Origin of the sequence: Roseburia sp. MSJ-14, assembly GCF_018918225.1 — a bacterium.
Classification (GTDB): domain Bacteria; phylum Bacillota; class Clostridia; order Lachnospirales; family Lachnospiraceae; genus Petralouisia.
The window spans coordinates 144058-156799 of sequence record NZ_JAHLQD010000019.1 but is presented as its reverse complement, the minus strand read 5'-3'; the positions used below and the strand labels follow the sequence as shown (position 1 = coordinate 156799).

Sequence of the window (12742 nt, the reverse complement as noted above, 5' to 3'; positions counted from 1 at the left end):
GTTTTTTCAAGAGATTGTGAGAAATTTGATAATAAGATATAATAATTATTAAATTCCTTAGAACAGGTGAAATCTTAATCAGAATTGAGAGGATAGTAGAAATGGATTTTAAGAATTTATTACAAGCTAAAAATCGTGACGAGTTATGACAATGGCTTTCGGAAAATTATAACAAAGAAGATGAATGTTGGGTAGTTGTAAAGCGTGGACGCCCGGTGGATAATGGGACTTTTTGGTATATAGATGCAGTGGAAGAAGCAATGTGCTTTGGTTGGATTGATAGTACCACAAAGAAAATGGATAATGGCATAACTGCACAAAGATTAGCACCTAGAGGGAAAAATAGTGTATGGTCTGAACTAAACAAAGAACGCTGTCGTAGAATGGAGAGATTAGGACGAATGACAGACGCTGGTCGTGCTGTGTTGCCAGATATGTCAGAGAAGGGATTTGTAATTGATAAAGATATTTTAAGTGCACTGCAAGCTAATGCAGAAGTCTGGAAAAAATTTTTGAGTTTTCCACCACTCTATCAGCGTGTGAGAATTGATACAATTCAGATTAAGAAAAAGCAACCGGAACTGTTCCAAAGTCGCTTACAAAAGCTTTTGGATAACACCGAGGCGGGCATTATGTATGGCGAATGGAATGACAATGGGCGTTTGCTTAAAGAATGATGGAGGAAATAAAAAAATGATTAAAGCAAAACTAGAAATAGGTCAAGAAGAAGTATCTGCATTAAGAGAGATTATGATGGCTAATCCTAAGAATGTGAAGAAAAGGAAATATGTTAGGATATTCAGTGTCATTATGGCAATTGTTATGGCTATCTGTACAGTGGTTTGTTTTTTAGAGGATGCATTCGGATATTCATTGCTTGGACTGGTATTTATAATATTTTTGGCATGGGTAACGCTAGGTGGTGCCACTTTTTATCAAGATTTTATTTACAAAAAATTGCAAAACAAGACAGATGGTAAGTTAAAATCAGGAATGCGTGAATACAGTTTTGACCTTGATGGTGTTACTGTAACATCAGAAGTTGGCTGCGGTTTAAACAAATGGGAGGCATTTAAATGCTGGGGGATATTTAAGGAATATGTTTATTTAAAAAGAATTGATAATCAAATGATACTTCTGAAAAAAAACGATTTGTCGAAAGAGGATTATGAAGTGCTGTTGTCACTTTTAAATACTTATCTTACAGAGGAAAAATTATCCTGGCGTAATGCCAAAACTACTTCTTTGTAGTAGTTGCGACGGTAAAGTTTGCTATACTGTATACGGTTCTTAAGCTATGAAAACTATGAGAAACACACTTTGTGAGTTTCTCATTTTGGATTTGAGCGTATCAGGGTCTTTAGAATCTCGCAGACATACATATCGTGGTAATCACGCTTAGGATAGTAATAATCTTCTACATTTTTATCTAAGAATCCTTTTGAAGTATAAGGTTGGCGAAATAGACAGCGGCAAAGAAATACGGTATGGGCTTCCTCAAAGTAAGGAATTTCCTCATAGTAGGAAAGGGTGAGACCACTTTTGGTAATTTTATCTTCCTCTCTTCCGGAAGTGCGTCCGAGATAGCCTAGAATTTCCTTGTTTTTTTGGGTGTTATCAAAAAAGGAAAGAGACAGAATTTGGGATGCTTCGATAAAGTCATGGGTATATCTTTCGGGACGTACATTAATGTAGGCAACGTTTTTTCGGAACATATGTCCAAGAGCACCACTGGCGGCAGTCATCGTATTTACTTTTCCATTGATTGCGGAAGTAATAAGGAACCAGTCGTCTTCAATCATGGAAAAAGGGTTTATCAGAATTTCTTTTGTTTCAATTTCTTTTAATTTCATAAAAGTATCTCCTTTTGATTTTCTATGTCATCACTGATAGAAGAAGTTTCAAATTGATAAAGTTTATAAAGTGTAAGGGCGGTGTAAAGATTTATAGCATCTTTTAAGTGTTGTGGATAAAATCCGGTAATTTCTCCGATACGATTTAAGCGGAAAAGCAGGGTATTTCTGTGAATGAAAAGTGCCGCAGAAGTCTTGGTAATACTTTGGTCATTTTGAAAAAAAATTTCCAGAGTCTCTAAATACATGCTTTTTCCATTATCTTCTTTTAACAGTTTGCCGATAATAGATTCCCAATAGCGAGAACGCTGCTTTTGAGAGAGATTAAAAAGCAAGTGTTCAAAGTATACATCCGTAAAGGAAGAAATCTTAGTGTCACGCTGCAAAGCTTTCGGAATTTTTAAAGCCGAATTGGCACATTTATAGCGGTAGTGAATTTGAGTCATATCTTCGGCAAAACCGCCGATTCCAATTCGATAGCCAAAATCGAAGGTCTGCGACAGGACAAAATCCAGATTCGTAACAAATTTGTCCATAAAATGATTTTTATCCCCATCCGGAGTGGAAGTGTATGGAACCAGAAAGGTAATTGCATTGGGAATATAAACCAGATTGATATGAAGATAATTTAATTTATATGCAATATTTTCCAAAAGAGTAGAGATACTTTTTTCGTAATGTACAATTTCTGATTCATAGTTGTTGGAAAAATTATTTTCAAAAGTACAATTAAAAAGTTCTGCAGTTATCACCAGATAAGATTGATTTAGGTTAAAATGGTGGAGCTTAAGCTGATGATGAAAATAGGATTCATTATTGAACCAGGACTCTGTCAATAAATGGGTAAGAAATTCATTTCGAACCTGTGTCTCTGCATTCAGGGTTTCCTTTAAGTGAAATTGCTCAATTAAAAGTTCGGTGGTGCTTTGAATCATTTTTCCGATAGTAGCAGCCTGCTCTCCGGCACCAACTCCGATGACACCGATAATGTTGTCTTTAAAATGAATGGGGAGCGAAATGCCGGGAATTACATTTGGATATTTTTTTGCTTCTTCCTTATCAATGGTATATGGTTCACCGGTTACAAGTACCTTTCGTGCCCCCATATGTGTTTCGCCGATTCGGGTAGAATCGTTAGAAGCAATAATAACTGCATTGGAATCCATAATATTAATATTGTAATCAATGATTTTAGAAGTATAATCAATAATATACTGCGCAAGTTCTTGACTGAGTTTCATGGCATTACCTCCGTAATTAATTATAAAATTGTGCATACACACAGTATATCATAACAAAAATAGCGGAAAAACAAAATATTATTGTGCAAAACCACAAATAATGGCTTTATCCTCTGGGCTTTCGATGGCTGTAACAGCGGCAGTTTTGACGGCTTTAATCATAGTGTCTAAAGACATCGAAGGCATAAACGGATCTTTTCCGGCTATCATATCAGGGGTATAAGGTACATGCATCATCCCGGCTTTTATATTTAAATGATGTTTGGCAATGTAATTCAATGTTCCGTACATAAGCAGGTTGCAGCAATAGGTTCCGGCAGAATTGGAAATATAGGCAGGAACGCCTTCTGCATGGAGAGACTGCATAATGTTTCGGATTGGAAGTGTAGAAAAATAAGCCGCAGGACCTTCTGCATCAATGGTTTCATTTAATGCAAGGTAGCCTGCACTATCAGGCCAGGGAAAATCTGCCACATTAATAGCCACTCGTTCAATAGAAATAGAAGCTCTTCCATAGGCTAATCCTGTGCAAATTACAATTTCAGGATCAAAACAATTAATGGCTTTTTCCATAGTTGAAATACATTCATGACGATTTACTGGAATTTTTGCGAATTGAAAGGTATAATCTTTATAACGGCAGCCGTTTAATGCCTGTGCCAGTTCTAAGGAAGGATTGGTGGTATCGCCTCCAAATGGTTCATAACCTGTAATAAGTATATCTTTTGACATCGTTGTGTTCCTCCTTTAATATAGATAGTGTTTTTCGATGCCTTTATATTGTCATAGCGGGAAAAAAGTGTAAATTGTTTAAATGCACAATTGTAAAAAAGCCTTATTTTAAAGAAAAAGCAGAAGAAACAGAAGAAAAATAAAGGAGAAAAGAGTAGATTGTGCAGGAAAAACAATAAAAATAATAAGATATTTGCACAATTTACAAAAAAAATGAAAGGCAATAAAATAGCATTAACAGCAAGGCAAACAAGAAACAACACCTTCTGAAACAAAATAGCGAAAGTATGTATACAAAGATGTATGACTAAGAAAAGTCATGCATTTTTTTTATACCATAAGAAATACCATGTTACATGAAAGTGTGAAAGTACATGTGAAAACCAGAAAGGAGAGAATGTATATGGCATATGTAAAAATTGAAATAAAAAATCTGTCAAAACATTATGAAGATACCTCTAAGGGAAAAAGAAAAAAAGATGTGGTAGAGAAGAAAGTAATTGATGATTTAAATTTAAAAATATACGCAAATGAGTTTATATGTGTATTAGGTCATAGTGGCTGCGGGAAAAGCACATTGTTAAATCTTATAGCAGGTTATATTAAACCCGATGAAGGAGAGATACTTGTAAACGAAGGAAAAACAAAAATCACAGGACCTTCCAGAGAGCGAGGAGTAGTATTTCAGGAGCACGCATTGTTTCCATGGTATACCGTGGAACAGAATATTGGATTTGGTCCGAAAGTGGCAAGAAAGAATAAGGATGAGATTAAAGAAATTGTAGATAAATATATTTCCATGATTGGGTTGGAGGAGTTTCGGAAATCTTATCCGGATCAACTTTCAGGAGGTATGAAACAGCGAGTAGGAATTGCAAGAGCATTTGCAAATGAGGCAGATATCCTATTGATGGATGAACCCTTTTCTGCATTGGATGAATTTACCAGAGCAAATATGCAAAAGGAATTACTCGGTATCTGGAAAAATAATAAATCAACAGTGGTATTTATTACACATAGCATAGAGGAGGCTGTAATATTAGCGGATCGTGTAATCGTTATGGGTGAGGGACATGTACTCACGGATACCGGAATTGACGTAAAACGAGAGGAACGTACAGTGGAAAATCCAAAGTTTTTAGAGTATGTGAACTTCTTTAAAGAGTTTATTCAGGATGATAACAAGTAGGAGGTATTTGCGATGAAAAAGAAAAGAAATTACAACAGTATGTTGGTAAGAGGTATTTCGATTTTAGCATTTCTTATAGTATGGCAATTGTTTTGTTTTTATAATGCAACGGCTCAGGTAATAAATCCCGTATTTTTACCCGGACCAATCGATGTTTTTAACACAATGCTGAAATATATAAAAGACGGAACACTTTTAGAACATATATCAGCAAGTATGATTCGTATTTTAAAAGGATATTTTCTTGGTATTTCCATTGCAGTTGTACTTGGATATTTCATGGCAAGGATACGAGTTCTAAATGATGTGTTAGATCCGCTGCTGGGTATTTTTGGAAGTATTCCTCCGTATGCATTTTGTCCATTGTTTATTATTTGGTTTGGTATAGGAGAAATGTCTAAGATTACATTGATAACCTATACAACACTTCTTCCTATGATTGGCTATGTAGTTCAGGGCGTAAGAAGTGTGGATCCGCTTTTGATTCGTTCTGCAAGAAGTCTTGGAGCAAGCGAAGGACAAGTATTTTTCAGAGTATTGGTACCATCAGCAATGCCGTTTGTTTTAAATGGAATGAAAGTTTGTCTGGGACTTACATTTTCAGCCCTGATTGTAGCAGAAATGATGGGAGCAAGCACCGGACTTGGTTACATTATTGTAAACGCAAGAAACTGGTTTTTGGTATCAGATATGTTTTTATCTCTAGCATTGATTGCATTGATTTATACCGTTATAAAACAGATTATTTGTTTCATAGAGAAAAAAGTTTTGAAATGGAAGAAATCAGGAATGGATGCTATAGAGTAGGGTGGTGTAAGAATGATGATATTATACGATGGAATCATAGTAACGATGGATTCTGAACGCAATATTTATAAAAATGCAGCACTTGTTATAGAGGAAAATAAAATTAAGCAGATAGGTGATAAGAATACGATTTTAGAAAAGTATAAGGATAGCGAGATAAGTAAGATATCCTGTAAAGGAAAAGCAATTTTTCCGGGATTTGTAAATACCCATATCCATACCGCACAATCCATTGTAAGAGGAGTAGCAGAGGATTTGGGAAGAGCACCTTCTTATACAGCGCTTGTACCGCAAGGGGATGATTTAAGTGAGGAAGAAAGTTATGTGTTCAGTTTGTTGGGAGCAGCTACAGCACTTCGATTTGGTTCTACACTGATTGGAGATAATTATGCACATAGTAAAGCAAATGCGAGAGCTTTTGAAACTTTGGGGATTAGAGCGGTAGTGAGTGAGCGTGTGCATGATATGGTTTTTGGAAAACTTGCATCAGGAGTATACGAAAAAGACGAAACGCTGGGAAATGAACTATTTGAAAAAAATATGGAATTGTTTGAAAAATACCCGGACAAGAATGGACTGATAACTCCCTGCCTGGGTCCCCATGCTCCGGATACATGCAGTAAAGAACTGTTACTTCGGATTGCAGACATGGCACAAAAGCATGAAGTACCTATTACTACACATCTGGCACAGAGCCAGCAGGAGCTTGACAGAGTCAAGGAGGTATATGGAGTTTCCTCTACAAAACTTATGCAGGAATGTGGGCTTTTAAATGATCGTTTGCTGGCAGCACATGGAGTGTTTTTGCAGGAAAAAGATATTTGTGAGCTGGGAAAAGCAGGGGGCAACATTGTACATATTCCGGAAGGAAATGCCAAAGCCGGTGCAATTGCAGATATTAAAAAGATAAAGGAAAAAGGGATAAATGTTACCATTGCAACAGATAATGGAGCTGCCAATATGATTGAAAATATGCGTATGGCATTGGTTGCCGGAAGAATTCGAAACCACTGTGTAGTAGAACCAAAACCGGAGGAAATCCTGACGATGGCAACACTAAACGGAGCGAAAGCATTGCACATGGAAGAAAAACTTGGAAGTCTGGAAGAGGGAAAACTTGCAGATATTGTGATAATAGATTATGACAATTTGCATATGACACCATGTACGAATGTGGTTGGAAACTTAGTTCATCTGGGACTGGGGAATGATGTGGAAACAGTTATTGTAGATGGAAAAATTGTTGTAGAACAGGGAAAAGTTTTAGCCATAGAAGAAAAAGAAGTAATGCGTGATGCAAGAAGAATTGCAGAACTGAAATGGTTAAAATCCAATCCTGATTTGGAAAAGAAATGGATGTATATATTTTAGAGGAGGAATATTTATGAAAAAAGTGTTATTTGATGAAAAAGAGCAAAAGAAAATCGGGATGTTGACACCATCGTCCAATACCACATTAGAACCCATTTGTTCTAGCATGGTGTGCGGATTGGAAGAAATGGTAACGATGCACTACGGGAGATTTCGTGTGACTAAAATTTCATTGGAAGAAGATGCATTATCACAGTTTGATACAGCACCGATGCTGGAAGCGTCAAAACTTCTTGCAGATGCAGATGTAGATGTGATTGCGTGGAATGGTACTTCCGGTGGTTGGTTAGGATTTGATGTAGACAGAAAGCTGTGTGCAGAGATTGAAAAAGAAACAGGTATTCCGGCTACTACCAGTATGTTATCACAGTTAAAAGCCTTTCAGCAGTATGACGTAAAAACCATTCATTTGATTACGCCCTACACAGAGGATATCAATGAGTTGCTGATAAAAGAGTATGAAAAAAGCGGAATTAAGGTAATAAATTCCGTATGCTTAGGGCAATTTGTAAATCGTTCCTTTGCTCTTGTATCTCAGGAAAAAATACAGGAAATGTTTCAAGAGGTATGTAAAGATAAGGCAGATGGAATCAGTGTTGTTTGTACAAATCTTCCGGCAATGTGGAGTGTTCCAGCAATGGAAGAAAAGTATGGAATTACAGTATATGACACCATTAACACCGTCGTTTGGGACGCAATGAAAATGGTAGGCATAAATCCGGCTTTGGTAAGAGGCTGGGGAGAACTTTTTAGTAAGTAATCAGGAAAATGAAGGAGGAAACATTATGAAAAAAGCAAGATTATTTGTAGCAGTGACATTGGCAGTAACACTTCTCGCAGGGTGTGGAAGCGGTAGTAAGAATTCTAAAACAGGAACAACAGCAAATGCATCGGGAAACACAGTGTCCATAGAAAATGGTGAAGTAGGAGAGCCGGAAACAACGGATGTTACACTTTATGGTGTAAATGACCTTCAGATTTCAGCAGCGATGATGATTGCAGAAAATCAGGGATATTTTAAAGAAGAAGGTTTGAATGTAGAGTGTGTTTATATGGCGAATGTGCCGGAAATTGCAGCAATTATGGCAAATGGAGAAGCAAAGATTGCATGCGCGAATAATTATTCAACTCCTACCTGGGTGTTAAACGGAGCAAAGTGTAAGGTAATAGCACCGACCTGTAATATGGGTGGAACACAGTGCCTTCTTTTAAGAGACGGAATTAAGATTAAATCAGCAAAAGACCTAGAGGGATTAACGATGGGAATGGTTTCCGGTTCTACACAGTATGTAACTTTTCGCAATATGTGTAAAGAACTTGATTTAGACCCGGAAAGTTTTAATATCACAACACTTCAGTTTCCGGATCAGTTATCAGCACTTTCACAGGGACAAATAGATATTATGGCAGTTCCGGAACCATGGGTGACAAAGGCACAGGAAGAATGTAATGCAACACTTCTTTGCAGTGGTACAAAGTCTTATATTCCGGGAGCAGAGGGAGATGTACTTTGGTGTAATATGTATGCTACCATTAACGCAAATGATGATTGGGCAGCAGAGAATCCAAATACAACAGCGCATATGTTATTAGCAATTCAAAAGGCAACAGATTTCATTAATAATAATCGTGATGAGGCAGTTAAGATTTGTGCAGAGCATATCGGAATGTCAGAAGAAGATACAGCAAAAATTATGGATGAAAATGTGTATGCTTATGGGGTAGATGATTCCTATGTGGATACAGCCATTGCATTAGAGGACTTTATGGTGGAAGAAAATATCCTTCCGGGAGGTCAGAGTGTTCCATTTGCAGATTATCATGATTTTAGTATTTTAAGAAAAGTAACACCGGATAGTTATACAGCAAAAGAAGAATATTAAAGTAGCTGGGGAGTTTTATAACTCCCCATTTTGAAAGGATGCATTCTATGGAAAAAATGGATTTATTACTGACGAATGGAAAAATCGTCACAACGGATGAAACATTTTCAGGTGTTATCGGAGTAAAAAATGGAAAAATTGCATTTATTGGGCAGGATGCTTTGGGAATGGAGGCTGAAAAGATAGTAGATGTGGCTGGAAAGTATATTTTACCGGGTGTAATTGATCCCCATATTCATTTTCAGGATCCGGGATTTACAGAGCGTGAAGACTTTATGCATGGAACAATGGCGGCAGCAGCAGGAGGCGTGACAACTGTAATTTCCCATCCGCTGGATAACCCACCAACCACAACCTTTGAGGCATTGAAGGTAAAAGAAGACAGTTACGAGGGAAATGCGTATGTGGATTATGCCATTCATGTGGGAGCCACTTCTGAGAATATAGAGTTATTACCTGATTTATGGAAAAAGACAGGAGCAACAGCAATCAAAATGTTTATGTGCTTTTCCGTAGCAGAGTTTCCGTTTGTACAGGATGAGGCAATGATAAAAGTCTTGGAAAAGGTTGCACAAATCGGTGCAGTTGCCATTATTCATGCTGAGAATGACGGTATGTTAAAGGCAATGGAGGAAAAAGTAAAAGCAACAGGAAGAAAAGATGGGGTTGCCTATAATATGACACATCCTGCCGAGGCTGAGATAGAAGCGATTCAAAGAGCAGTTTATTATCTTGAAATCACAGGAGCAGAGGGTGTAATTTTGCATGTAAGTACAGCCAAAGGGCTTAGAATTATCCATGAAGCAAAAGAGCGCGGGGTAAAAGTATGGGCAGAATCGGCACCACATCTGTTTCAGTTTACGGTGGAGGATATGGTGGAAAAAGGCCCGTATCTTAAATTTTCACCGGTTATGCATGATAAAGCCAACCAAAAGGAAATGTGGGAACTGATAAAAAAGGGCTATGTGGATTATATTGGAAGTGACCATTCTCCGTATACATTGGAAGAAAAAAAGGCGGGAGAAGAGGATATCTTTAAAGCACCAAATGGTATTCCAGGCGTAGAAAGCAGTCTTGCTGTATTTTTAAATGCGGTCAACGAAGGAAAAATTACGTTGAATCAGTTGGTGAAGATGACCAGCTATCATACCTCTAAAATATATGGATTATATCCTCAAAAGGGAAGTATGGCAATTGGAACAGATGCAGATTTTACAATTGTAGATTTGAATTTGAAGAAGGCTCTTTCCTCTACTGATTTAAAATCAAAGTGTAAATGGTCTCCTTACCTTGGAATAGAATTAAAAGGTTGGGCAACCATGACCATTGTACGGGGCAATATTGTTTACAAAGACGGAGAAATTACAGGCAAAAAAGGATATGGAACATATTTGAAACGTGCAAAGTAATGGAGTGTGAATCTATGGATATGATGTTAAAAGCAAAAGAAGATATAAAAAGAAGATTGGAATATTTAAAGACATGTACCATAGCGAATGGCAAAGGTGTAACCAGACTGCCGTTTTCAGAGGAAGCAAGAAAAGCAGCAGAATATTTAAAAAAAGAAATGGAACAGGCAGGGTTAGAAGCTTACATTGATATGGTGGGAAATGTCAGGGGATTTCTTCCGGCAGAAGAGCCGGATAGTCAGGTGATTATGATGGGTTCTCATTATGACACGGTAAAAGAAGGGGGAGAATATGATGGAATCGCAGGTGTTGTTTGTGCTATCCAAGTAGCGGATTTCATGAAACGAAGTGGAAAAAAGCGAAAATATGCGTTGGAGATTGTAGCCTTTAATGATGAAGAAGGGATGATGTTTGGGTCAGGATGTCTTGGAAGTAAAGCATTGACGGGACAGATTGACCAGGATTACATTACAAATCTGACGGATGAAAACGGTATCAGTATTCGAGAGTGGATGATAAAATGGGGCTCTGATCCAGATAAAATAGAAGAATTAAAACTGAATTTAGAAAACATTCGAGCGTTTTTTGAAATACATATTGAACAGGGACCTGTGCTTGATACCACAAAGCAGGAAATAGGAATTGTAAACTGTATCGTGGGACTGCTTCGTTGCATGGTTACCGTAGAAGGTCGGGCAGATCATGCCGGAACAACGCCCATGCATATGCGTAAGGATGCCATTGAAATTGCATCTAAAACCATTTCAAAGTTAGATGAATTTGCATTAGAGGAGCAAAATGGCTCGGTAGCTACCTGTGGATTTATCAGAGCATATCCCAATGCAATGAATGTAATAGCTTCGAAGTGTGAGTTTACCATGGATATTCGTTCTCCCAAGGATATTTCCATAGAAAATATGAAAGAGAAAGCCGTAGATTTATTAGAATATCATACCGATAAGGTAGGTGCAAGTTATAAGTTTGATACAAAACTTCGACAGAAACCGGTTTATATGAACCAAAGATTGATAGATATGCTGAAAGAAAAATGTGAAAAGCATCAGTATCAATACAGGGAAATGACAAGTGGGGCAGCACATGACGCAATGGTATTTGCGGATAAGGTGGATACCGTTATGGTATTTGTGCCAAGCAAGGATGGAAGAAGTCATTGCCCGCAGGAATATAGCAGCTATGCAGATTTAGCCAAAGCAACCCAGATAGTGTTTGAAACTATCTGTGACATGATGAATGAAGAATAAGAAAAGGAGAAGAAAAAATGAAAATTAGTTTATTGGAGCCAATAGGTGTTACAAAGGAAGTAATTGACGAGCTTGCAAAAGGGTTTAAAGAAAAAGGACATGAATTTGTTTACTACGATACAAAGACAACAGATGTTCAAGAGCTGAAAAAAAGAAGTGAGGGTTGCGATATTGTAATGATTGCAAATAACCCGTATCCCGCAGAGGTAGTGGAAAGTGCAGATGCATTAAAGATGTTGTCAGTTGCATTTACCGGAATTGACCATATTGGTGTTGCAAAGTGTAAGGAAAAAGGAGTTATGATTTGCAATGCAGCAGGATATTCCAACCAGACCGTAGCAGAACTGGTGCTGGGAATGACCATTGATGCATTGAGAAACGTAGTGAAAGCAGACAGTGTTGTAAGAAGTGGCGGAACCAGTGCTGGAATTGGCGGAAAAGAAATATGCGGAAGAACCGTTGGAATTATAGGGCTGGGTAGAATTGGTCTTATGACAGCAAAATTGTTTTTAGCATTTGGCGCAAAGGTAATTGCATATAACCGAAGTGAATCAGAAGAGGCAAAAGCACTTGGAATAGAATACAAGTCTTTAGAAGAAGTGCTTTCTGATAGCGATATTGTTTCACTGAATCTTCCGTTAAATGACGCTACAAGAGGATTTATTTCAAAGGACAGACTGGCACTGATGAAAAAAGATGCCATTTTTGTAAACTGTGCAAGAGGACCGATTGTGGATAATGAGGCACTTGCAGAAGCCTTAAATGAGGATAGGTTAGGATTTGCCTGTGTGGATGTATTTGATATGGAACCACCACTTCCGGGTGAATACCCATTGCTTCATGCAAAAAATACATTATTGACCCCGCATCAGGCATTTATCTCCGAAGAATCAATGAAGCGGAGAGCAAAAATTGTATTTGATAATGTATATGCTTACTTAGAAGGAAAACCGGAAAATGTTTGCAAGTTATAGAGAGAGGGAATAAAAAGGAGG

At 37.5% G+C, this 12742-nt stretch carries 13 protein-coding genes; 10 read left to right on the top strand and 3 right to left on the bottom strand.

Translation table 11 applies throughout. The features are described 5' to 3' along the window. The first annotated feature begins 215 nt into the window (after nucleotides 1–215). A complete protein-coding gene (locus tag KQI83_RS17075) occupies nucleotides 216–677 on the top strand; it encodes a YdeI/OmpD-associated family protein (protein WP_330622335.1) in 462 nt (153 codons plus the stop codon). After that, on the top strand, nucleotides 637–1251 hold the full coding sequence (locus tag KQI83_RS08325; RefSeq protein ID WP_216556563.1) for a YcxB family protein: 615 nt from the start codon (nucleotides 637–639) through the stop codon (nucleotides 1249–1251). The genes KQI83_RS17075 and KQI83_RS08325 overlap by 41 nt, the downstream gene beginning before the upstream one ends. An 80-nt stretch (nucleotides 1252–1331) precedes the next feature. Here the strand turns inward: KQI83_RS08325 and KQI83_RS08320 are convergent, their stop codons facing one another. The 3 genes from KQI83_RS08320 to pcp form a co-directional block, all read right to left on the bottom strand. Beyond that, nucleotides 1332–1853: a flavin reductase gene (locus KQI83_RS08320; RefSeq protein WP_216556561.1), complete on the bottom strand. Its 522-nt coding sequence runs from the start codon at nucleotides 1851–1853 to the stop codon at nucleotides 1332–1334. Then, nucleotides 1850–3094, bottom strand: coding sequence for a CdaR family transcriptional regulator (locus KQI83_RS08315; RefSeq protein WP_216556559.1), 1245 nt, complete (start codon nucleotides 3092–3094; stop codon nucleotides 1850–1852). The genes KQI83_RS08320 and KQI83_RS08315 overlap by 4 nt, the downstream gene beginning before the upstream one ends. Nucleotides 3095–3172: 78 nt before the next feature. After that, nucleotides 3173–3826 carry a pyroglutamyl-peptidase I gene (pcp, locus tag KQI83_RS08310; RefSeq protein WP_216556557.1) on the bottom strand — a complete coding sequence of 218 codons (654 nt, stop codon included), beginning with the start codon at nucleotides 3824–3826 and terminating at the stop codon, nucleotides 3173–3175. Nucleotides 3827–4229: 403 nt separating this feature from the next. Here pcp and KQI83_RS08305 point away from each other — a divergent pair, with 403 nt between their 5' ends. The 8 genes from KQI83_RS08305 to KQI83_RS08270 are packed head-to-tail and all read left to right on the top strand — an operon-like array spanning nucleotide 4230 to nucleotide 12721. Beyond that, nucleotides 4230–5015 (top strand): ABC transporter ATP-binding protein, encoded by a 786-nt coding sequence (locus tag KQI83_RS08305; protein ID WP_216556555.1) that lies wholly within the window; start codon nucleotides 4230–4232, stop codon nucleotides 5013–5015. Nucleotides 5016–5027: 12 nt separating this feature from the next. Beyond that, a complete protein-coding gene (locus KQI83_RS08300) occupies nucleotides 5028–5822 on the top strand; it encodes an ABC transporter permease (RefSeq protein WP_216556553.1) in 795 nt (264 codons plus the stop codon). 12 nt (nucleotides 5823–5834) lie between these two features. Then, nucleotides 5835–7193 carry an amidohydrolase family protein gene (locus tag KQI83_RS08295; RefSeq protein ID WP_216556551.1) on the top strand — a complete coding sequence of 453 codons (1359 nt, stop codon included), beginning with the start codon at nucleotides 5835–5837 and terminating at the stop codon, nucleotides 7191–7193. Nucleotides 7194–7206: 13 nt separating this feature from the next. After that, nucleotides 7207–7953, top strand: coding sequence for a maleate cis-trans isomerase family protein (locus KQI83_RS08290; RefSeq protein WP_216556549.1), 747 nt, complete (start codon nucleotides 7207–7209; stop codon nucleotides 7951–7953). A 25-nt stretch (nucleotides 7954–7978) separates the two neighbouring features. Further along, complete coding sequence (locus KQI83_RS08285) at nucleotides 7979–9076, top strand: ABC transporter substrate-binding protein (RefSeq protein WP_216556548.1); 1098 nt, start codon at nucleotides 7979–7981, stop codon at nucleotides 9074–9076. Nucleotides 9077–9123: 47 nt separating this feature from the next. Continuing rightward, nucleotides 9124–10485, top strand: a complete 1362-nt coding sequence (locus KQI83_RS08280; protein ID WP_216556546.1) for a dihydroorotase — start codon at nucleotides 9124–9126, stop codon at nucleotides 10483–10485. Between the two features lie 14 nt (nucleotides 10486–10499). Next, entirely contained in the window at nucleotides 10500–11747 is a 1248-nt protein-coding gene (locus KQI83_RS08275) for a M20 family metallo-hydrolase (protein WP_216556544.1), read from the top strand. 17 nt (nucleotides 11748–11764) lie between these two features. Continuing rightward, nucleotides 11765–12721 carry a 2-hydroxyacid dehydrogenase gene (locus tag KQI83_RS08270; RefSeq protein WP_216556542.1) on the top strand — a complete coding sequence of 319 codons (957 nt, stop codon included), beginning with the start codon at nucleotides 11765–11767 and terminating at the stop codon, nucleotides 12719–12721. Nucleotides 12722–12742: the final 21 nt, after the last annotated feature.